This is a genomic window from Microcella sp., from assembly GCF_025808395.1.
In the GTDB taxonomy this organism is placed as follows: domain Bacteria; phylum Actinomycetota; class Actinomycetes; order Actinomycetales; family Microbacteriaceae; genus Microcella.
Genome location: NZ_CP075524.1, coordinates 2,201,722 through 2,222,318 on the forward strand (window position 1 = coordinate 2,201,722; position 20,597 = coordinate 2,222,318).

General features: G+C 68.9%; 18 protein-coding genes. 16 read left to right on the forward strand and 2 right to left on the reverse strand.

Annotated features, from left to right (window positions below):
• Positions 1 to 14 precede the first annotated feature (14 nt).
• A complete protein-coding gene (locus KIT89_RS10755) occupies positions 15 to 1,031 on the reverse strand; it encodes a LacI family DNA-binding transcriptional regulator (RefSeq protein WP_297601411.1) in 1,017 nt (338 codons plus the stop codon).
• A gap of 100 nt (positions 1,032 to 1,131) precedes the next feature.
• On the opposite strand from KIT89_RS10755, the gene rhaI reads away from it, so the two are divergent.
• The 16 genes from rhaI to KIT89_RS10835 all read left to right on the forward strand — a co-directional run bounded on the left by rhaI (position 1,132) and on the right by KIT89_RS10835 (position 19,552).
• A complete protein-coding gene (gene rhaI, locus KIT89_RS10760) occupies positions 1,132 to 2,298 on the forward strand; it encodes an L-rhamnose isomerase (protein WP_297601415.1) in 1,167 nt (388 codons plus the stop codon).
• Positions 2,286 to 2,639: an L-rhamnose mutarotase gene (locus KIT89_RS10765; protein WP_297601418.1), complete on the forward strand. Its 354-nt coding sequence runs from the start codon at positions 2,286 to 2,288 to the stop codon at positions 2,637 to 2,639. Before rhaI ends, KIT89_RS10765 begins: the two co-directional genes overlap by 13 nt.
• Positions 2,636 to 4,666 (forward strand): bifunctional aldolase/short-chain dehydrogenase, encoded by a 2,031-nt coding sequence (locus tag KIT89_RS10770; RefSeq protein ID WP_297601421.1) that lies wholly within the window; start codon positions 2,636 to 2,638, stop codon positions 4,664 to 4,666. Before KIT89_RS10765 ends, KIT89_RS10770 begins: the two co-directional genes overlap by 4 nt.
• Positions 4,666 to 6,096 (forward strand): rhamnulokinase family protein, encoded by a 1,431-nt coding sequence (locus KIT89_RS10775; protein ID WP_297601423.1) that lies wholly within the window; start codon positions 4,666 to 4,668, stop codon positions 6,094 to 6,096. The genes KIT89_RS10770 and KIT89_RS10775 overlap by 1 nt, the downstream gene beginning before the upstream one ends.
• A 102-nt stretch (positions 6,097 to 6,198) precedes the next feature.
• The gene (locus KIT89_RS10780) at positions 6,199 to 7,923 is read left to right on the forward strand and encodes a dihydroxyacetone kinase family protein (RefSeq protein WP_297601425.1); all 1,725 of its coding nucleotides are present in this window, start codon (positions 6,199 to 6,201) and stop codon (positions 7,921 to 7,923) included.
• Entirely contained in the window at positions 7,920 to 8,396 is a 477-nt protein-coding gene (locus KIT89_RS10785; protein WP_297601427.1) for a ribose-5-phosphate isomerase, read from the forward strand. The genes KIT89_RS10780 and KIT89_RS10785 overlap by 4 nt, the downstream gene beginning before the upstream one ends.
• 20 nt (positions 8,397 to 8,416) lie before the next feature.
• Positions 8,417 to 9,172 (forward strand): triose-phosphate isomerase family protein, encoded by a 756-nt coding sequence (locus tag KIT89_RS10790; RefSeq protein WP_297601429.1) that lies wholly within the window; start codon positions 8,417 to 8,419, stop codon positions 9,170 to 9,172.
• A complete protein-coding gene (locus KIT89_RS10795) occupies positions 9,169 to 9,954 on the forward strand; it encodes a DeoR/GlpR family DNA-binding transcription regulator (protein WP_297601431.1) in 786 nt (261 codons plus the stop codon). Before KIT89_RS10790 ends, KIT89_RS10795 begins: the two co-directional genes overlap by 4 nt.
• On the forward strand, positions 9,938 to 10,879 hold the full coding sequence (locus KIT89_RS10800) for an NAD(P)-dependent oxidoreductase (RefSeq protein ID WP_297601433.1): 942 nt from the start codon (positions 9,938 to 9,940) through the stop codon (positions 10,877 to 10,879). Before KIT89_RS10795 ends, KIT89_RS10800 begins: the two co-directional genes overlap by 17 nt.
• A gap of 5 nt (positions 10,880 to 10,884) precedes the next feature.
• Positions 10,885 to 11,718, forward strand: coding sequence for an aldo/keto reductase (locus tag KIT89_RS10805; RefSeq protein ID WP_297601435.1), 834 nt, complete (start codon positions 10,885 to 10,887; stop codon positions 11,716 to 11,718).
• 37 nt (positions 11,719 to 11,755) lie between these two features.
• Positions 11,756 to 12,706: a 1-phosphofructokinase family hexose kinase gene (locus KIT89_RS10810; protein WP_297601438.1), complete on the forward strand. Its 951-nt coding sequence runs from the start codon at positions 11,756 to 11,758 to the stop codon at positions 12,704 to 12,706.
• Between the two features lie 120 nt (positions 12,707 to 12,826).
• Complete coding sequence (locus KIT89_RS10815; protein WP_297601441.1) at positions 12,827 to 14,119, forward strand: ABC transporter substrate-binding protein; 1,293 nt, start codon at positions 12,827 to 12,829, stop codon at positions 14,117 to 14,119.
• A 7-nt stretch (positions 14,120 to 14,126) separates the two neighbouring features.
• Positions 14,127 to 15,092 carry a carbohydrate ABC transporter permease gene (locus KIT89_RS10820; RefSeq protein ID WP_297601444.1) on the forward strand — a complete coding sequence of 322 codons (966 nt, stop codon included), beginning with the start codon at positions 14,127 to 14,129 and terminating at the stop codon, positions 15,090 to 15,092.
• Positions 15,092 to 15,955 (forward strand): carbohydrate ABC transporter permease, encoded by an 864-nt coding sequence (locus KIT89_RS10825; protein ID WP_297601447.1) that lies wholly within the window; start codon positions 15,092 to 15,094, stop codon positions 15,953 to 15,955. Before KIT89_RS10820 ends, KIT89_RS10825 begins: the two co-directional genes overlap by 1 nt.
• Positions 15,956 to 15,962: 7 nt before the next feature.
• Entirely contained in the window at positions 15,963 to 18,326 is a 2,364-nt protein-coding gene (locus KIT89_RS10830) for a glycoside hydrolase family 3 N-terminal domain-containing protein (RefSeq protein ID WP_297601449.1), read from the forward strand.
• Positions 18,323 to 19,552 (forward strand): endo-1,4-beta-xylanase, encoded by a 1,230-nt coding sequence (locus KIT89_RS10835; RefSeq protein ID WP_297601452.1) that lies wholly within the window; start codon positions 18,323 to 18,325, stop codon positions 19,550 to 19,552. Before KIT89_RS10830 ends, KIT89_RS10835 begins: the two co-directional genes overlap by 4 nt.
• Here the strand turns inward: KIT89_RS10835 and KIT89_RS10840 are convergent.
• A complete protein-coding gene (locus tag KIT89_RS10840; RefSeq protein WP_297601455.1) occupies positions 19,549 to 20,580 on the reverse strand; it encodes a LacI family DNA-binding transcriptional regulator in 1,032 nt (343 codons plus the stop codon). The two genes, KIT89_RS10835 and KIT89_RS10840, sit on opposite strands and share 4 nt — an antisense overlap.
• Positions 20,581 to 20,597: the final 17 nt, after the last annotated feature.

A 20,597-nucleotide genomic window follows, 5' to 3' on the forward strand; every position in this document is an offset into this window, starting at 1 on the left:
CCCACCAATATTGTCTAGGGAGCCCCTGGCCGGCTACTCGCGCGCACGACGAGCTCGGGCTGAAACACGACGTCGCGCGGTTCGGTGGGCGGTTCGGCGGTGGCATCGAGCAGCAGTTCGAGCGCTGTCGCTCCGATGAGGTGGCTCGGCTGCCGCACCGACGTGAGGGGCACGATCGTGGCACTCGCGAAGTCGATGTCGTCATAGCCGACGAGCGCGATGTCATCGGGCACCCGTAGTCGGCCCGACATGACGAGTGCCTGTAGCACTCCGACGGCTATGAGGTCGTTGACGGTGAAGATCGCGTCGGGTCGCGACGAGGCTGGTCGTGCGGCGATCTCGTCACCGGCGCGACGGCCATCGATCACCGTGAGGCCGGCTGCTGTGATGACCTCGAGCGAGATGCCGGGCGACTCGGCGACGGCGCGACGGGCGCCCTCGAGTCGGTCGGCCACCTGGCGAATCTCGAGCGGGCCGCCCAGGAAGGCGATGCGCGTGCGGCCCTGCTCGATGAGGTGCTTCACCGCGAGAAAGCCTCCCGCGACGTCGTCGACCGAGACTGCTGAGAATCCCGAGCCGTCTCCGCTGCGGTCGACGAGCACGGCGGGCGTGCCGCGTTCACGCAGTCGCTCGAGCCGCTCAGTGACATCGCCGATCGGCGAGATGAGCACGCCATGCACGCGTTGCTCTTCGAAGAGGTCGAGGTAGGCGGCCTCGCGCGCGGGGTCGTCGTCGCTGTTGCCGAGCAGCACCGAGAGACCGGCGGCGGCAGCGCGGTCTTCTGCCCCTCGCGCGAGGTCGGTGAAGAAGGGGTTGCGCACATCGAGCACGATGAGGCCGACGGTGCTGCTGCGACCGACGCGCAACTGACGCGCGGCGTCGTTGCGCACAAAGCCGAGCTCGTCGATGGCCGCGCGCACGCGGTCGACGGTGGCGGCACTGACCCGATCAGGGCGGTTGAGCACATTCGAGACCGTGCCTACCGAGACGCCCGCGAGTCGCGCGACGTCCTTGATGCTCGCGGCCGCCATGAGGCGAGGCTAGTCGAAACGATTCACTTGACGCGTGAAGCACCCGCGCCTAGAGTTGTGAATCGATTCAATTCGCCTCACGAGAGAGCAGCATCCGTCAATGACGACCTTCGACTCCATCGCCGCCCAGCTCGAGCGCCAGGCCATCGAGCTGCCCTCGTGGGCCTTCGGCAACTCGGGCACGCGCTTTCGGGTGTTCACGACTCCCGGTACGCCGCGCGACCCCTTCGAGAAGATCGCCGACGCTGCGCAGGTGCACGCGCACACGGGGCTCGCGCCGAGCGTCGCCCTGCACATTCCGTGGGACAAGGTCGACGATTACAACGCCCTGCGGGCGCACGCCGAGAGCCACGGAGTCGCGCTCGGCACCATCAACTCGAACACCTTCCAAGACGAGGAGTACAAGTTCGGGTCGCTCGCCGCCAGCGACCCGAAGGCCCGTCAGCGCGCGATCGATCACCACTTCGACTGCATCGACATCATGCACGCCACGGGCTCGCGCGACCTCAAGATCTGGCTCGCCGACGGCACCAACTACCCCGGCCAAGACGACATGCGGCGCCGTCAAGACAACCTCGCCGAGAGCCTCGCCACCATCTATGAGCGCATCGGCGACGAGCAGCGACTCGTGCTCGAGTACAAGTTCTTCGAGCCGGCGTTCTACCACACCGATGTTCCCGACTGGGGTACGGCCTACGCCCAGGTGGCCGCCCTCGGCGACAAGGCGATGGTCTGCCTCGACACGGGCCACCACGCGCCCGGCACCAACATCGAGTTCATCGTCATGCAGCTGCTGCGCCTCGGCAAGCTCGGCTCGTTCGACTTCAACTCTCGCTTCTACGCCGACGACGACCTCATCGTCGGGGCGGCCGACCCCTTCCAGCTCTTCCGCATCATGGTCGAGGTCGTGCGCGGCGGGGGCTATGACGAGGGCAGCGAGGTCGCGTTCATGCTCGACCAGTGCCACAACATCGAAGAGAAGATTCCCGGCCAGATGCGCAGCGTGCTCAACGTGCAAGAGATGACCGCGCGTGCACTGCTCATCGACCGTGAGGCGCTCGACGCCGCCCAGCGCGCCAACGACGTGCTCGCGGCCAACGGCATTCTCATGGACGCCTTCTACACGGATGTTCGCACCCCGCTCGCCGAGTGGCGCGAGTCGCGCGGCCTGCCCGCCGACCCGCTCGCCGCCTACGCCGCGAGCGGCTACCGCGAGCGCATCATCGAAGAGCGCGTGGGTGGGCAGCAGGCCGGATGGAACGCGTGAGAGTCGCCTTCCGCCTGCAGGTGCGCCCCGAGCTGCTCGACGAGTATCGCGCGGTGCACTCGCCCGTGCGCCGCGAGATGCTCGAGGTCATCTCCGCGAGCGGCCGCCGCAACTACTCGCTCTTTCTCGACGAGACCGACGGCTCGCTCTTTGGCTACTACGAGGTCGATGACGACGAAGCGGCGCAAGCGCACCTCGCCGCGAGCGAGGTCGCGACGCAGTGGGAGGCCGAGATGGCTCGCTTCTTCGTCGCTACCGTGGGCCGCGCAGACCAGGCCGCGCGCCGCCTGCCCGAAGTGTTCAACTTGTCAGACCAACTCGAAAGCTCATCACCCTCATGACCGCGAAGACAGAACTCATCGCCCGCAGCAACCGCCTCGGCGCCGAGCCGCACATCACGAACTACGCCGGCGGCAACACCTCGGCGAAGGGCACCGACACCGACCCCGTCACGGGCGAGCCCGTCGAGCTCATGTGGGTCAAGGGCTCGGGCGGCGACCTCGGCACGCTCACCGAGCAGGGCCTCGCGGTGCTGCGCCTCGACCGCATGCGCGCACTCGTCGACGTCTACCCCGGCCTCGATCGCGAAGACGAGATGGTCGCGGCCTTCGACTACTGCCTGCACGGCAAGGGTGGGGCCGCCCCGAGCATCGACACGGCCATGCACGGGCTCGTGGATGCTGCCCACGTCGACCACTTGCACCCTGACGCCGGCATCGCGATCGCGACCGCGAAAGACGGCGAGAAACTCACGAAGAAGATCTTCGGCGACAAGGTCGTGTGGGTTCCGTGGCGCCGACCCGGTTTTCAGCTCGGGCTCGACATCGCCGCGATCAAGGCGAAGAACCCGAACGCGATCGGCTGCATTCTCGGCGGGCACGGCATCACGGCGTGGGCCGACACCTCGAAGCAGTGCGAAGCGAACTCGCGGTGGATCATCGACACCGCGCAGGCCTACCTCGACGCGAAGGGCAAGAAGGCCCCGTTCGGTCGCCCGCGTGCGAAGTTCGCGGCACTGCCCGCCGACGAGCGCCGGGCGAAAGCCGCCGCCCTCGCGGCGACGATTCGCGGCATTGCGAGTCACGACCGCCCCATGGTCGGGCACTTCAGTGACGACGAGCGAGTGCTCGACTTCATCGCGTCAGCGAAGGCCCCCGCACTCGCCGAGCTCGGCACGAGCTGCCCCGACCACTTCTTGCGCACCAAGGTCAAGCCCATGCTGCTCGACCTGCCGGCCGGCGCGAGCGTCGAGGCGAGCATCCAGCGCCTGAAAGAACTCCACGAGCAGTACAGGGCCGACTACACGAAGTACTACCAGAAGCACGCCGATGCCGACACGCCAGCCATGCGCGGCGCCGACCCGCTCATCGTGCTCGTGCCGGGCGTGGGCATGTTCAGCTACGGCGCGAACAAGCAGACCGCGCGCGTCGCCGGCGAGTTCTACCTCAACGCCATCAACGTCATGCGCGGCGCCGAATCGGTGAGCACCTACACCCCGATCAGCGATCGCGAGAAGTTCCGCATCGAGTACTGGGCGCTCGAAGAGGCCAAGCTGCAGCGCATGCCGAAACCCAAGAGCCACGCCACGCGCGTCGCGTTCGTCACGGGCGCCGCGAGCGGCATCGGCAAGGCCATCGCCACACGGCTCGTCGCCGAGGGCGCGTGCGTCGTCATCGCTGACCTCGACCTCGAGAAGGCTCAGGCCGCCGCGGCCGAGCTCGGCTCGAGCGACGTCGCGATCGGCGTGCAGGTGAACGTCACCGACGAGGCACAGGTCGAGCAGGGCATCCGCGATGCCGTGCTCGCGTTCGGCGGCATCGACATCGTCGTCAACAATGCGGGGCTCTCGCTCAGCAAGCCGCTGCTCGAGACCACCGAGGCTGATTGGAATCTTCAGCACGACGTCATGGCCAAAGGCTCGTTCTTCGTGTCGAAGGCGGCCGCGCGCGTGCTCATCGAGCAGGGCATGGGCGGCGACGTCATCTACATCTCGAGCAAGAACTCGGTCTTCGCGGGCCCGAACAACATCGCCTACTCGGCGACCAAGGCCGACCAGGCGCACCAGGTGCGGCTGCTCGCCGTCGAGCTCGGCGAGCACGGCGTCAAGGTCAACGGCATCAACCCCGACGGCGTCGTGCGCGGCTCGGGCATCTTCGCCTCGGGCTGGGGCGCCAACCGTGCCAAGACCTACGGCATCGATGAAGAGAAGCTCGGCGAGTTCTACGCCCAGCGCACCATTCTCAAGCGCGAAGTGCTGCCCGACCACGTCGCCAACGCGGTCGCGGTGTTGACCGGCCCCGACCTCTCGCACACGACCGGGCTGCACATTCCCGTCGATGCCGGAGTCGCTGCAGCCTTCGTGCGCTGATGACCGAATACCGCGACGTTGTTGAAGTGCACTGTGCGGCGGTCGACCTCGGGGCGACGAGCGGTCGCGTCATGCGCGCCGTCATCGGCCCCGACTCGCTCGAGATGGTCGAAGTGGCGCGCTTCGCGAACGGCCCCGTGCGCCACGGCGACGCGCTGCACTGGGATATCAATGCGCTGCGCGCACACATCATGGCCGGTCTGCGGGCGGCGCTCGCCGAAGACCCCCTCATCACCTCGATCGGCATCGACTCGTGGGCGGTCGACTACGGCCTCGTCGCCGAGGGGCGGCTGCTGAGCGCGCCGTATCACTATCGAGACGAGCGAAATGCCGCCGCGGTGGATGCTGTGCACGCCCTCGTGCCGCCCGACGAGCTCTACGCGGCCACAGGTCTGCAGCACTTGCCGTTCAACACGCTCTTCCAGCTCGCGGCTGAGGGCTCGCGACTCGAGCGCGCCGAGCACGTGCTGCTCATTCCCGACCTCGTGGCGTGGTGGCTCACCGGGCGTGCGGTCGCCGAAGCGACCAACGCCTCGACGACGGGGCTGCTCGACCCGCGCACGCGGCAGTGGCACGAGCCGCTCATCGCGAAGCTCGGGCTGCCGCGCGGCATCCTCCCCGAGATCGTGCACCCTGGGGATGAGATCGGCCCGCTGTCGACGGATGCTGCTGCCGAGCTCGCCGCGCCCTCGGGAGTGCGCGTGGTCGCAGTCGGATCCCACGACACGGCCTCAGCCGTCGCGGCCGTGCCCTTCGCGCAGCTCGACGCCGCGTACATCAGCTGCGGAACCTGGGGGTTGGTGGGGCTCGAGCTCGAGCATCCCGTCATGACCGACGCCAGCCGCGAGGCGAACTTCACCAACGAGGGCGGCGTCGACGGCCGCGTGCGGTTCTTGCACAACGTGACGGGGCTGTGGCTGCTGAGCGAGTCGGTGCGCTCGTGGGAGGCGACCGACGGGCCGATCGACCTGCCCGCGCTGCTCGCCGACGCCGCCCTCGTCGAGGGGCCGATCGCGGTGTTCGAAGCGAACGACGCGCGGCTCTCGGCCCCCGGCGACATGCCGCGACGCATCGCCGAGATCATCGCCGAGACCGGCCAGCTCGTGCCCGACTCGCGTGCCGCGTTCGCCCGCGCGATCGTCGAGAGCCTCGCGGCCGCATTCGCCGACGCGGCGCACACCGCCGCACGACTGGCCGATCGTGAGGTGTCGGTCATTCACATCGTGGGGGGCGGATCGCTCAACACGCTCCTGTGTCAGCTGACCGCAGACCGCGCAGGGCTGCCGGTGCTCGCCGGGCCTGTCGAGGCGACCGCGATCGGCAATGTGCTCGTGCAGGCCAGAGCGCTCGGGCTGGGCGGCGACCTCGAGAGTCTGCGGGCGCTCGTCGCTGCGACGCACCCGCCGAGGCGCTTCGACCCCAACCTGTGATACATAACAGCATTTGAGTTAGAATTATCGTCATGCTCGCTCTCGCCAGAAGAGACGGGTGCGACCACCGAACCAGCGTGCACAGAAATGCAGGGCTCGACGATGACCTACCTCACCAATGACCCGAGCGACTTCGTCGCCGAGATGCTCGACGGCTTCGTCGCCGTGCACGGCGACACCGTCTCGCGAGTGCCGGGAGGCGTCGTGCGAGCGCACGAGACGCCGACCGGTCAGGTCGCGGTGGTCATCGGCGGCGGCTCGGGCCACTACCCGGCCTTCTGCGGACTCGTCGGGCCGGGGCTCGCGCACGGTGCGGCGATGGGTGAGGTCTTCGCCTCGCCATCGGCCGCGCGCGTCGAATCGGTGGCGAGGGCGGCCCACGGCGACGCCGGCGTGCTGCTGAGCTACGGCAACTATGCGGGCGATGTGCTCAACTTCGACGAAGCGCAAGAGCGCTTGCGTGCCGACGGCATCGACTGCCGCACCGTCATCGTCACCGACGACGTCTCGAGTGCGCCCGTCGAGCAGTGGCGCACGCGCCGAGGTGTCGCGGGCGACCTCACCGTCTTCAAGGTCGCGGCGGCCGCGGCCGAAAAGGGGCTCGACCTCGACGCGGTGGTCGCGATCGCCGAGCGCGCCAACGAGCGCACGCGCACGATGGGCGTCGCCTTCACCGGATGCACGCTGCCGGGTGCGACCGAGCCGCTGTTCACCGTGCCGCGCGGGCGCATGGGTGTCGGCATGGGCATTCACGGCGAGCCCGGGGTCAGCGAGACCGATGTTCCGATCGCCGACGAGCTCGCCGAGATGCTGGTCTCGACGCTGCTCGACGAGGTGCCAGACGGCGTCGAGCGCGACGGTGCGCGAGTGGCCCCCCTCGTCAACGGGCTAGGCTCGATCAAGAACGAAGAACTCTTTCTGCTCTACGGTGCGGTTGCACGGCGGCTCGAGGCCGCGGGGCTCACACTCGTGCAGCCCGAGGTCGGCGAGCTCGTCACGAGCTTCGAGATGGCGGGCGTCTCACTCACCCTGTTCTGGCTCGACGACGAGCTCGAACGACTGTGGGCCGCGCCCGCATCGGCACCCGCATACCGCAAGGGGGTCGCGTCGAGCGCACACGGAGTGCAACGCGCAGCGGCAGTCGATGCCGAGTCGGCGGTCGACGGTGACGCCGCGCCCGAGTCGATCGAGACAGCACGGATGCTCTCTGCCATGCTCGCGACGACCGCCCGCACGATCGATGCCGTTGCCGATGAGCTCGGGCGGCTCGACGCCGTCGCGGGTGACGGCGATCACGGCATCGGCATGCAGAACGGTGCGCGCGCCGCGAACGAGGCGGCCGCGAAGCTCTCGGGCACGGCCGGCGCCGAGAGCCTGCTGCGGGCGGCCGGCGATGCGTGGGCCGATCGCGCTGGGGGAACCTCGGGCGCGCTGTGGGGGGCGATGCTGCGGGAGGCAGGTCAGGTTCTCGGCAACGACGAAGCACCGGATGCCCGGCGAGTGTCGGCGGCGATCACGGCCGCGGTCGACGCGGTCGAAGCGCGAGGCGGCGCCCAGCTGGGCGACAAGACCATGGTCGACGCTCTCGTTCCGTTCGCACAGACCTTCGAGGCAGAAGTGAGCGGCGGTGCGACGGTGGCCAGTGCTGCACACGCGGCGTCACAAGCTGCGACGCACGCCGCCGCCGCCACGGCAGACCTGACACCGCGTCGAGGTCGTGCCCGCACCCATACCGAGAAGTCGATCGGCACCCCAGACCCCGGCGCGCACTCGTTCGCCCTCATCGTGACGGCCATCGCGGCCGAGTTCGGAGACAGCACCTCATGACCGCACTGCAACCGCTGCGCATCGTCGTCGGCTCAGACGGCGCCGGCTACCGCTACAAAGAGGCGATCAAGGCCGACCTGCTCGCGAGCGACCTCGTCGCCGACGTGCACGATGTCGGGGTCGACGCCGACGGGCACACGCCGTACCCGACCGTCGCCATCGAGGCGGCAGAGAGGGTGGCTCGCGGCGAGGCCGATCGCGCGCTGCTCGTGTGCGGCACCGGGCTCGGAGTCGCCATCGCGGCCAACAAGGTGCCCGGAATCCGGGCGGCGACCGCGCACGACAGCTTCTCGGTCGAACGCCTCGTGCTCAGCAACAACGCGCAGGTGCTGACCCTCGGTGAGCGTGTCGTCGGCCTCGAGCTCGCGCGCCGGCTCGTGCGCGAGTGGTTGACATACCGGTTCGACGAGTCGTCGGCCTCGGCAGAGAAGGTCGCCGAGATCTCCGCCTACGAGCAGCACCACGTCGCGTAGTCCGCGAGCGGCAGGCCGACATGAGCGCGTCGACTCTCATCGGGTTCAGCAGCAAGATGTACTTCAGCCACGCCCGCATGCTCGAGTGGGCTCGCACCGTCGCAGAGACCTGCGCTGAGCATCCCGCGCTGACCTCGAGAGCCGCCGAGCTGTTCGTACTTCCGAGCGCCCCCTCGATCGACGCGGTGTCATCGATTCTGCGCGGCACGGGCATCGCGTGGGGTGCTCAGCACTGCCACCCCGACGACTCTGGTGCGCACACCGGCGACATCAGCGCCGCCGTGCTGGCCGAGTTGGGATGCTCATTCGTCGAAGTCGGGCACGCCGAGCGGCGCCGCGACCATGGCGAGGGCGACGAGCTCGTCGCACGCACGACGGCTGCCGTGCTGCGCAACGGCATGGTGCCCGTGCTGTGCCTCGGAGAAACCGAGCAGACCACCGCAACCGCGGCCGCCGAGGTGGTGCTCGCGCAGGTCGACGCGGCGCTCGCCGACGCACCGGAGGGCCGAGTCGTGGTCGCCTACGAGCCGGTCTGGGCGATCGGAGCGCCGCAGCCCGCGCCCGACGCGCACATTCGCGCCGTGGTCGCCGCGGTGCGTTCAGCCCTGTCGGCGACGGAGGCGAGAAGAGGCAGCGCGGTGATCTACGGTGGAAGCGCGAATCCGGGTCTGCTGACCCGGCTCTCCGACGGCGTCGACGGCCTCTTCCTGGGGCGGTTCGCGCATGATCCGGCAGCGATTCGCGCGATTCTCGACGAAGCAGGAGCACGGGTGTGAGCACCGACAGCAGCGCCGCTGCCCGCCCTGAGCGACTCGCCGACATCACCGAGGCGGTGCTCGCCGAAGGCACCGTGCGCATCGAGGCCCTCGCTGAGCGGTTTCAGGTGTCGCTTATGACCGTGCATCGAGATCTCGACGAGCTGCAGCGTCGCGGGCTCGTGCGCAAAGAGCGCGGCGTCGCGACGGCGCTGCCGACGAGTCTCGTCGAAGCGAGCGAGCAGTATCGCGTGACGAGGCAGAGCGCCGAGAAGGCCGCGATCGCGCGAGCGGCGATCGGGCACCTCTCACCCGGCCAGTCGGTCTTTCTCGACGACTCGACGACGGTGGCCGCACTCGTTCCGCTGCTGCACTCGGTGACGCCGCTCACGGTGATCACCAACTCGCTGTCGCTGCTCACCGACCTTCGCTCGGTTGCCGACGTGACGCTCATGGCGCTCGGGGGCACCTACTACTCGTGGTGCAGCGCGTTCATGGGCGGCGTGACGAACGCTGCGATCAGGCACTTGCGTGCCGACGTCGCGGTGATGTCGTCTGCCGCGGTCGTCGACGGCGTGTGCTTTCACCAGAACGCCGAATCGGTCGAGACGAAGCGGGCGATGTTCGAGCAGGCCGCCACGCGCATCATGCTCGTCGACCACACGAAGTTCGAGCGGCGGGCCCTGCACGCGCTGCTGCCGCTGGCCGACTTCGATGCGGTGGTCGTCGACGCGGGCACGCCCGCTGCGGTTGTCGACGATCTCCGCGCGCGGGGGGCGGTCGTGCATGTCGCCTCGCAGTAGCTCGGCTCAGCGCGTTCTCGTCACGGGCGGTGCCGGCCGCCTGGGGCGCAGCGTCGTGCGGGTTCTGCACGATGCCGGTCACGACGTCATCTCGGTCGATCGGGTGCACGACGAGGGCAGCCCCGGCGAGCAGTACGTCGCCGATCTGAGCGATGCCGCCGCGACCGCCGACCTCGTCGGCCGCATTCGCCCCGAGATCATCGTGCACCTCGCCGCGATCGCGGTGCCGTTCAGCGCGCCCGATGCTGCGATGTATGCCACGAACACCGGCCTCTTCTTCTCGGTGCGAGATGCCGCGCTCACGGCCGGGGTCGCCAGGCTGCTCGTGGCGAGCAGCCCGACGGTGCTCGGCTACGGCGCCCCGCAGGGATGGTCGCCGCACTACCTCCCTCTTGACGAGGCCCACCCGCGCGCGCCGTGGAACGGATACGCCATGTCGAAGGCCGCCACCGAAGACCTCGTGTCGATGACCGCGCGACAGCACCCTGCATCACTCACGATCGGCGCCTTCCGGCCGTGCTTCGTGGTCGCGCCTGAAGAGTGGCACGGTGCGGTCACGCAGCAGGGGCACACGATCGCCGAGCGACTCGACGACCCGTCGCTGTCGGTGACAGCGCTGTTCAACTACATCGACGCTCGCGACGCCGGCGAGTTCGTGCATGCGTGGATCACCGCGCCGGCCGACGTCGTCAACGGCCAGACCTACATCGTCGGCGCCGGCGATTCGCTCGTGCGAGAGCCCCTCGGCGACGTGCTCGCTCGCGTGCGCCCCGAGTGGTCAGAGCTGGCGTCGCACCTCGCACCCACGGCGTCGCTCTTCTCGAGTGACCGCGCGCGAGCCGACACGGGTTGGCGGGCGCGCCGCTCGTGGCGCACCGAGTTCGCGGCAGATGCTTCCGCGACGACGCATTCTGCGTCACGATGAGCACCATGTTCGACCGGCCCGGAATCGTGCTCGGGGTGGCGGCGCTCGTGCTCAACGAGGGCGCCACCGATGAGCGCGCTCGAGACGTGGTGCGCGCGGCCGTGGAGGCGGGAGCGGTCGCGATCGACACGGCGCGCGCCTATGCCAGGGTCGACGACGACTCGGTCGGCGAGCGAGTTGCCGTCGCAGGCCGAGAGGCTCGACCGGAGGTGCCGATCATCACGAAGGCCGGCCACTACCGCGTCTCGGCATCGGCGTGGAACACCGACGGCGGCGAGCAGCGACTGCGCGCCGACGCTGCGCTGAGCGCCGAGGTTCTGGGGGCGCCGCTCGACCTGCTCCTGCTGCATCGAGCCGACCGGGTGGATGACCTCGACGACTCGGTGCGCACCCTGGCGGCGCTGCGCGACGAGGGGGTGGCGCGGGCGATCGGGCTGTCGAACGCCTCGCTCGAGGTGCTGCAGCAGGCGAGCTCGCTGACCCGCATCGACGCAGTGCAGAACCGGCTCGGGCTCGGGGTCGACGCCTTCGCCGAGTACCGCCACTGTCACGAGGCAGGCATCAGCTTCATGGCGTATGCGCCGTTCGGCGGCCCCCGCGCAGCACCGCTGGCCACTCGGGTTCCGCGCGTCGCCGCCCTCGCGGCGAACCGCGGCTCGTCGGTGCATCGCGCCGCGCTCGCCGCGATGCTCGACCTGCTGCCAGGGTTGTGGCCGGTGATCGGCGCCACGCGCGTCGAGTCGGTGCGCGACGCGATGGCCGCCGTCGACGACGTCGTCGATGACGAGCTTCGCGGGGCGTTGACCGACGACCTCGCGTCTCGCGGGGTGGCGATCTAGCCGGGTGCTGCAGCGGCGAGCCTCGTAGGCTGAACCCATGGTCGACCCCACGCCACGACCCGCCCCCATCGTCACGCTGACGATCAACCCTGCGCTCGACGTGAGCACGAGCACCGTCACCGTGCGGCCCGAGCACAAGATGAGATGCGGCCCGAGCCGCGTCGACCCGGGGGGCGGGGGAGTCAACGTCAGTCGAGTCATCGAGAGGCTCGGCGGCAGTTCGACGGCGATCTATGCGGTGGGCGGCGCCACCGGCCAGGCATACCGCCAGCTGCTCGAGGCAGAGGGCATCATCGGCAGGGCGGTGGCCATCGAGGGCAGCACGCGCGAGAACCTGACGATCGATGAGACGTCGACGGGAAAGCAGTTTCGTTTCGTCTTGCAGGGCCCCACGCTCAGCGACGACGAGTGGCAGCGCTGCCTGACCGCGACCGAGGCGGCAATGCACTGGGGCGGCTATGTCGTGCCGAGCGGGTCGCTCGCACCCGGTGTGCCAGACGACCTCTATGCACGGGTGGCCCGGCGAGCGCGAGAGCTGGGCGTGCGCTGCATCGTCGACGCATCGGGAGCCGCGCTCGCTGCTGCGCTCGACGAGGGCGTGTACATGGTCAAGCCCTCGGGCCGTGAGCTGGGTGAGCTCGTCGGCTCGCCCGTGTCGACGATCGACGAGAAGACCGAGGCTGCCCGGCAGCTGGTTGCCGAGCAGAAGACCGAGGTCGTGGCGCTGACGCTCGGCGGTGACGGTGCCGTGCTCGTGACCTCTGAGAGGGCGGTGCACGTGCCGACCGTGCCGATCACCGTGCGCTCGACGGTGGGGGCCGGAGACAGTTTTCTGGCGGCGCTGGTCTTGCGACTTGCCCAGGGTCGAGACCTCGACAGCGCCTTCAGGGCGGGCATCGCGGCAGGGGCGGCGACGTCGACCACTGAGGCCACCGAACTGTGCCACCGCGCCGATGTCGAGCACTTCGAGGAGCAGCTCGCCCGCTGAGGGGCGGAGCGGGCGTGACCGCATCGCAATATGTTGTTGTTGACAGCGAATACGACCCGACGTATATTCAGAGCGTCCAGATCACTTTCGGCAATGTTGTCGAAACTTTCGAGAGGTTCAATGATGAACAGACGAGCACCGAGTCGCTGGGCGGCACTCGCCGTCGCCAGCCTCACCGTCGGAGCACTCGCAGCATGTGCGCCCACCGACGACTCTGCGTCGGAGGGCGACGTCACCATCCGCTGGTGGCACAACGCCACCTCTGACCCGCTGCAAGGCCTCTGGGCCGATGTCGCGGCCGAGTTCGAAGCAGCCAACCCCGGTGTCACCGTCGAAGTGACCGGCTACCAGAACGAAGACCTGCAGCGCACCCTGATTCCGAACGCCCTGCAATCGGGCGACGCCCCCGACATCTTCCAGGTGTGGCCAGGCGGCGAAGTTCGCGCGCAGGCCGAAGCGGGCTACCTCAAAGACCTGAGTGCGGTCGCGGCCGACCTCATCGCCGAGTACGGCGGATCGGTGAAGCCGTGGGAGGTCGATGGAGTGCAGTACGCCATGCCCTTCTCGTTCGGCATCACGGGCATCTGGTACAACACCGAACTGTTCGAGCAAGCAGGAATCTCATCACCCCCCTCGACGCTCGACGAGCTCGAAGATGCCGCGGCAGCGCTCAAGGCGATCGGTGTCGCACCCATCGCCGTCGGCGCGGGCGACCTCTGGCCGGCAGGCCACTGGTGGTACCAGTTCGCGTTGAACGCGTGCTCGACCTCGGTGCTGCAGCAGGCGATCCCCGCTCGCGACTTCGACGACCCGTGCTGGATCCAGGCAGGCGAGAACCTCGAGGCGTTCCTCGAGACCGAGCCGTTCAACGACGGCTTCTTGGCGACGCCCGCTCAGACCGGCGCCGACAGCTCGGCCGGACTCGTCGCCAACGGCAACGCGGCCATGGAGTTCATGGGGCCGTGGAACTCGGGCGTCATCGGCTCGCTGACCGCCGACGCCGAGGTGCCGCCGTGGCTCGGCTGGTTCCCCTTCCCGAGCGTGCCCGGCGGAGCCGGTGACCCGACGGTGACGATGGGTGGAGGCGACGGCTTCGGCGTGAGCGCCAACGCTCCCGACATCGCCGTCGAACTGCTGAAGTACATCCACAGCGCCGAGGTGCAGCAGCGCTTCGCGGCGACCGGTGCCGGCATCGCCGCCCACCCTGCGGCAGCAGACAGCCTCGAAGACGAGAACCTGCGGCAGATCGCCGACGGTCTCGCCGGGTCGTCGTTCGTGCAGCTCTGGCTCGACAGCGCGCTCGGCCCGGAGTTCGGCAACCCGCTCAACCAGGCCATCGTCAACATCTTCGGTGGCGTGGGTACGCCCGAAGACGTCGTCAAGGCACTGAAAGACACGGCCGCAGCGCTGTAGCTGATAGATGACAACCTCACTCCAGGCAGGGCCCGCGGTCACCGCGGGCCCTGCCCCCACCTCGCGTCGTCCACGCACGACGGGCACCGGGCGAAAGTGGCTCGAGATCGGGCTCTTCGCCGGGCCTGCCCTGATCGTGTTCATCATGTTCGTGATCGTTCCCGTCGCGCTCGCCGCGGTCTACAGCCTCTACAACTGGAACGCGCTCGGCCCGCTCGAGCGCTTCATCGGCATCGACAACTATGTGCGCGCGCTGAGCGACCCGCTCTTCTTGCGCGCGATCGGCAACAACTTCACCATCCTCATCGCCTCGATCCTCATTCAGGGGCCACTCGCGATCTCGATCGCCCTCCTGCTCAACCGCAAGCTTCCCGGCCGCGCGGTGATCCGCGCCCTCATCTTCGTTCCCTACGTGCTCGCCGAAGTCATCGCCGGGCTCTCCTGGAAGCTGCTGCTCTCACCCCGAGGCGGTGTCAACGCCCTCCTCGAGGCCATGGGCCTGGGCGACCTCACGCAACCGTGGCTGGCGAACCCCGACATCGCGCTCTGGGTGATGTTCAGCATCCTGACCTGGAAATATCTGGGCTTCGCAATCTTGCTCATGCTGGCCGGGCTTCAAGGAGTACCCGAAGAACTCCATGAAGCTGCGGCCATCGACGGCGCCAACTGGTGGCAGATCCAGACACGCATCACGCTGCCCCTGCTCGGCCCGACCATTCGCATCTGGGTCTTCTTGTCGATGATCGGCTCACTGCAGCTGTTCGACATGGTCTGGGTGACGACGAAGGGCGGCCCGGTCGGCGCCACCAACACCATGGCGGTCTACATGATTCAGTACGGGCAGGGGCAGTACGGCTACGGCAGCGCCATCGCCGTCATCCTGTTCGTCATCTCACTGGCCGTGGCGCTCGTCTATCAGCGCTTCGCGATGCGGCGAGACCTCGCCGGCTCGATGACGACGGGGGTGCGCTGATGACCGTCACGACGAGCTACAAGCGCCAGAAGGCGTTCGACTGGAGTCAGCCCTGGGTCTACCTCGTGGCACTCTTCGTGGTCGTCATCTCGGTCGGCCCCGTCGCCTACATCTGGATCGGCGGCTTCAGAACCACCGCAGACATCAACGCGAACCCTGCGGGATGGCCGACCCCGTGGTCGATCGACAGCTACGTCACCGTGCTCACGTCGACCCGATTCTGGGGCTCGGTGTTCTCGTCGACCGTCGTGGCCGTGGGCACCACCGCAGGCGTCGTCATTCTCGGGGTCATGGCGGCATTCGTCATCGCGCGCTACACGTTCTGGGGCCGCGGAGGGCTGTATGCGCTGTTCGCCGCCGGCCTGATGTTTCCCGTCACGGTCGCCGCGCTGCCGCTCAGCGTGCTGCTGCGTGATCTGGGGCTGCAGGGTTCGTTCGTCGGCCTGATCATTCCGCAGGTGGCGTTCGCCTTGCCCGTCACGATCATCATTCTCGTGCCGTTCTTGCGCGCGATTCCGGCCGAGCTCGAAGAAGCAGCGGTCATCGACGGCGCCACGCGAGTCGGATTCTTCTGGCGCATCGTGCTGCCACTGTCTGGCCCCGGGCTGGTCACGGTCGGCGTGCTGGCCTTCGTCAACAGCTGGAACGCGTACCTGCTGCCGCTGCTCGTCATGGCGGCCGGAGGCATGCCGCAAGATCTCTGGACCCTGCCACTCGGGGTGCAGCAGTTCTCGACGCAGTACTCGCAGAACACCGGTGCGGTGCTCGCCTACACCTCGCTCTCGATGGTGCCGGCGATCGCGTTCTTCTTGTTCGCCGAGAAGCGCATCGTCGGCGGTCTCACCGGCGCGGTCAAGGGCTGAGGCGCGCATGAGCAACAAGACTGCGGCCGTCGTGGGCCTGTGGAGCGACGCCACGGCTCCTGCGCACGAACGCGTCGAGGCGCTCGTCGGTGCGATGTCGACCGCCGAGAAGATCGCCCAGCTGTACGGCGTCTGGGTCGGCGCCGGTGCCGACGGGGGCGATGTGGCCCCGCACCAGCACGACCTGGTCGACGTCGTCGACTTCGACGAGCTGCTGCCCCTCGGTCTGGGTCAGCTCACCCGGCCGTTCGGAACGGTGCCGGTGGATGCTGGGCTCGCGGCGCTCTCGCTGCTCACGACCCAGCGTCGCATCATCGGCGAGAGCCGTTTCGGCATACCCGCTGTCGCTCACGAAGAGTGCCTCGCCGGGTTCGCCGCCTGGGGTGCGACGGCCTACCCGGTTCCGCTGTCGTGGGGCGCCACGTTCAACCCCGAACTGGTCGAGCAGATGTCGCACCGCATCGGTGACGACATGCGGTCGGTCGGTGTGCATCAGGGCCTCGCGCCCGTGCTCGATGTGGTTCGGGATGCTCGATGGGGACGCGTCGAAGAGACGATCGGCGAAGACCCCTATCTCGTCGCCACCGTCGGCAGCGCCTACGTTCGCGGGCTCGAGGCCGCCGGCATCGTCGCCACGCTCAAGCACTTCGTGGGCTACTCGGCGTCACGAGCCGGGCGCAACCTCGCCCCCGTCTCGGTGGGGCCGCGCGAGCTCGCCGACGTGCTCCTGCCACCGTTCGAGATGGCCGTGCGCGAGGGTGGTGCTCGCAGCGTGATGAACTCGTACACCGACCTCGATGGGGTTCCGAGTGCCGCAGACCGCAGCCTGCTCACCGAACTGCTGCGCGACGAGTGGGGCTTCACCGGCACCGTCGTCGCCGACTACTTCGCGATCGCCTTTCTCAAGCTGCTGCACGGCACGGCAGACAACTGGGCCGACGCTGCGCGCGGCGCCCTCGAGGCGGGCATCGATGTCGAGCTGCCGACGGTCAAGACCTTCGGCGAGCCGCTGCGGCGAGCCGTCGACGAAGGGATCATCGCCGAGTCGCTCATCGACACAGCGGTGACGCGCGTGCTGCGGCAGAAGCTCGAACTGGGGCTGCTCGACGCAGACTACGACCCCGTGCCGCTCGCATTGCGCGACCACAGCGCGCTCGACGGCGAATCGGTGCGCGGCACGATCGACCTCGACTCGGCCGAGAACAGGCGACTCGCCCGCGAGCTGGCCGAGCAGGCGGTGGTGCTCGTCAGCAACGACGGGCTGCTGCCGCTCGCTGCTCCCGCGCGCGTCGCGGTCATCGGCCCGAACGCGGCCGAGCCGTATTCGATGCTCGGGTGCTACTCGTTTCCGACCCACGTCGTCACCCAGCACCCCGGGGTCGAGATGGGCATCGACATCGCGACGGTGCTCGATGCCGTGCAGGCCGAATTCGCCTCCGCTCACGTCACTCATGTGGTGGGCACGGGCATCGACGACGGCGCGACGGAGGGCATCGCGCAGGCGGTCGACGCCGCGCGGTCGGCCGACGTGGCGATCGTCGTGCTCGGCGACCGCGCCGGACTCTTCGGCCGAGGCACGAGCGGCGAGGGCTGCGATGCTGAAGACCTCGCGCTGCCCGGCGCGCAGCAGCAGCTGCTCGACGCCGTGCTCGACACCCCGACCCCCACCGTGCTCATCTTGCTGTCTGGTCGGCCATACGCCCTCGGCGATGCACCCGAGAAGGCGGCGGCAATCATCCAGACCTTCTTCCCCGGTGAAGAGGGCGCCGGCGCGATCGCCGGAGTGCTGAGCGGGCGGGTCGAGCCTTCGGGTCGACTGCCGGTGAGCATCCCGGTGCATCGCGGAGTGCAGCCGTCGACGTATCTCGCGGCGCCGCTCGCCCGCAAGAGCGGCGTGTCGAACATCGACCCCACTGCGGCCTTCGCCTTCGGCCACGGGCTCGGCTATGCCGACGTGGTGTGGACAGATCTCGAGAGCCCCGACACCGAGGTGGCCATCGACGGCGAAGCGGTGCTGTCGCTGCGGCTCGTGAACAGCAGCGATCGCGACGCCATCGAGGTCGTGCAGCTCTACCTGCACGACCCCGTCGCCTCGGTCGTGCGGCCCGTGCAACGGCTCATCGGCTACCGCCGGGTCGCTGTCGCCGCGGGCGAGAGCGTTCGCGTGGCGGTGACCGTGCCGATCGACCTGGCTGGTTTCACCGGGCGCGACGGGCGACGCATCGTCGAGCCGGGCGACCTCGAACTCGGCTTCGGGCGCTCGAGCGCCGACATTCCCCTCGTGCATCGCGTGCGCGTCGTCGGAGCCGTGCGCGAACTCGGAGCCGACCGAGCGGTGCACGCGCGGTTCGAGGTGACCGCGGGCTCATGAGCGACCCATACGCGCACCGGCGCGCGTCGGCCGAAGTGACCGTCATCGACGAGCACGGAGCCGCGCAGCCGCATGCCGAGCTGGTCGTCGAGCAGACGAGGCACGACTTCGCGTTCGGCTGCATCGGCTTCGATCTCATCGACCACGCGAATGGCACGGCCGATGAGAGCCGCCTCGCCGACGACTGGCTCGAGCTCTTCACCCTGGCCGTGCTGCCGTTCTATTGGGGAGACTTCGAGCCGCAGCGCGGCAAGCCCGACACGGCGCGCCTGCAGCAGGCCGCCCGATGGTTTCGCGACCGCAAGGTGCGAGTCAAGGGCCACCCCCTGGTCTGGCACACCGTCAAAGCTGCCTGGCTCGACTCGTTGCCCACGCACGAGGTCGAGCGCCTCGTGCGCGAGAGGGTGCGTCGTGAGGCCGCCGACTTCGCGGGGCTCATCGACGAGTGGGACGCCATCAACGAGGTCGTCATCATGCCCGACTTCGTCAACGAGCCCGACGGCGTGCCCAACGCGATCAGTCGGCTCGCGCGCACCCTGGGGCGCGTCGAGATGGTGCGGCTCGCTGTCGACGAAGCCCGATCTGCAGACGCGACAGTGCGGGTGCTGCTCAATGACTTCGACCTCTCAGCCGACTATGAGCGGCTCATCGCCGAGGTGCTCGACGCGGGCGTGCACCTCGACGCCATCGGTGTGCAGACGCACATGCACCAGGGGTTTCGAGGCGAGCAGCTGCTCGACATCGCCGATCGCTTTGGGCGCCTCGGCCTGCCCGTTCACTTCACCGAGACCACGATTCTGTCGGGCGACCTGATGCCGCCCGACATCGTCGATCTCAACGACTACACGCCCGCCGAGTGGCCATCGACGGCTGAGGGCGAAGAGCGCCAGGCGCACGAGCTCAAGCAGCACTACCGCATGCTCGTCGGCCACCCTGCCGTCGAGTCGATCACCTACTGGGGCATCACCGACCGCGGAGCCTGGCTGGGCGCACCCGTCGGTCTCGTGCGCGCTGACGGCAGCCGCAAGCCCGGCTATGACGCGCTCGCGCGACTCATCCGCGACGAATGGTGGCTGTCTCCGCGTGAGATGCGCACCGATGATGCCGGTCGCATCCGCATCGAAGGATTCGCAGGCGACTACAGACTGTCGATGATGGATGCCCGGGGCGAGCTCGCGCTGCCTCGCGGCAGCTCGGCATCAGTCGTCGCGCTCGCCGGGCCCTAGTCGGCGGGCGGCGCCGTCGAATCGCGCACGACGAGACTCGTGGCGAGGTCGATGCGCGGCGAGCTCGCCGACGCGTCGTCGGTGCGGGCGGCGAGCACGAGCTTCGCGGCCTCGACGCCCATCTGCCGCAGCGGCTGGTGCACGGTCGTCAACCGGGGGCTCACCCATCGGCTGAGCGGAATGTCGTCGTACCCGACGATCGACAGATCGTGCGGCACGCTGAGGCCGAGCGCCCGCGCCGCCTCGAGCGTGCCGAGCGCCTGCAGGTCGCTGCCGGCGAAGATCGCGGTCGGGCGATCGGGGCGGTCGAGCAGCTGCATCGCCTCGCGGCGCCCGCCTTCGACATGGAAGTCGCCGAAGCGCACCCACTCGGCCTCGACGGGCAGGCCGGCCGAGTTCATGGCCGAGCGGTAGCCGTCAAGGCGGGCGAGCGAGCACATCATGTCGGCCGGGCCGGTGATGGCGGCGATGCGCCGGTGGCCGAGCTCGATGAGATGCCTGGTCGCGGCGAGGCCGCCTGACCAGTTCGCCGAGCCGACCGAGGGAACATCGGGCGACGGGTCGCCGGCGGGGTCGACGATGACGAAGGGGATCGCGCGCGACCGCAGGCGCTCACGCAGGTCTGGCGGCAGGTCTGAGAAGACCAGCACGACGCCTGCGGGTCGCCGGCGCAACACGCCGTCGAGCCACTCGCTGCCCGGAGAGTGACGATCGCCGGTGACGGTGAGCACGAGACTGAGGCCGTTGTCTTTCGCGACCTTCTCGACGCCGTCGATGAGCTCCATCGACCAGATGCGGTCGAGCTCGTGGAAGACGAGCTCGAGAAGCTCGGCCTTGGTCGATGTTGCACCGTTGCGTCGCTGATAGCCGTGGTGGGCGAGCAGCTGCTCGACGCGAGCTCGAGTCGGAGGTGACACGTCGGGGCGGCCGTTGAGCACCTTCGAGATGGTCGCGAGCGAGACGCCGGCCTCAGCGGCGACGTCGGCGAGGGTGACGCGCGTCTCGGTGCCCTCTGCGGTTGTCGACATGTTTCGAACTCTATCGC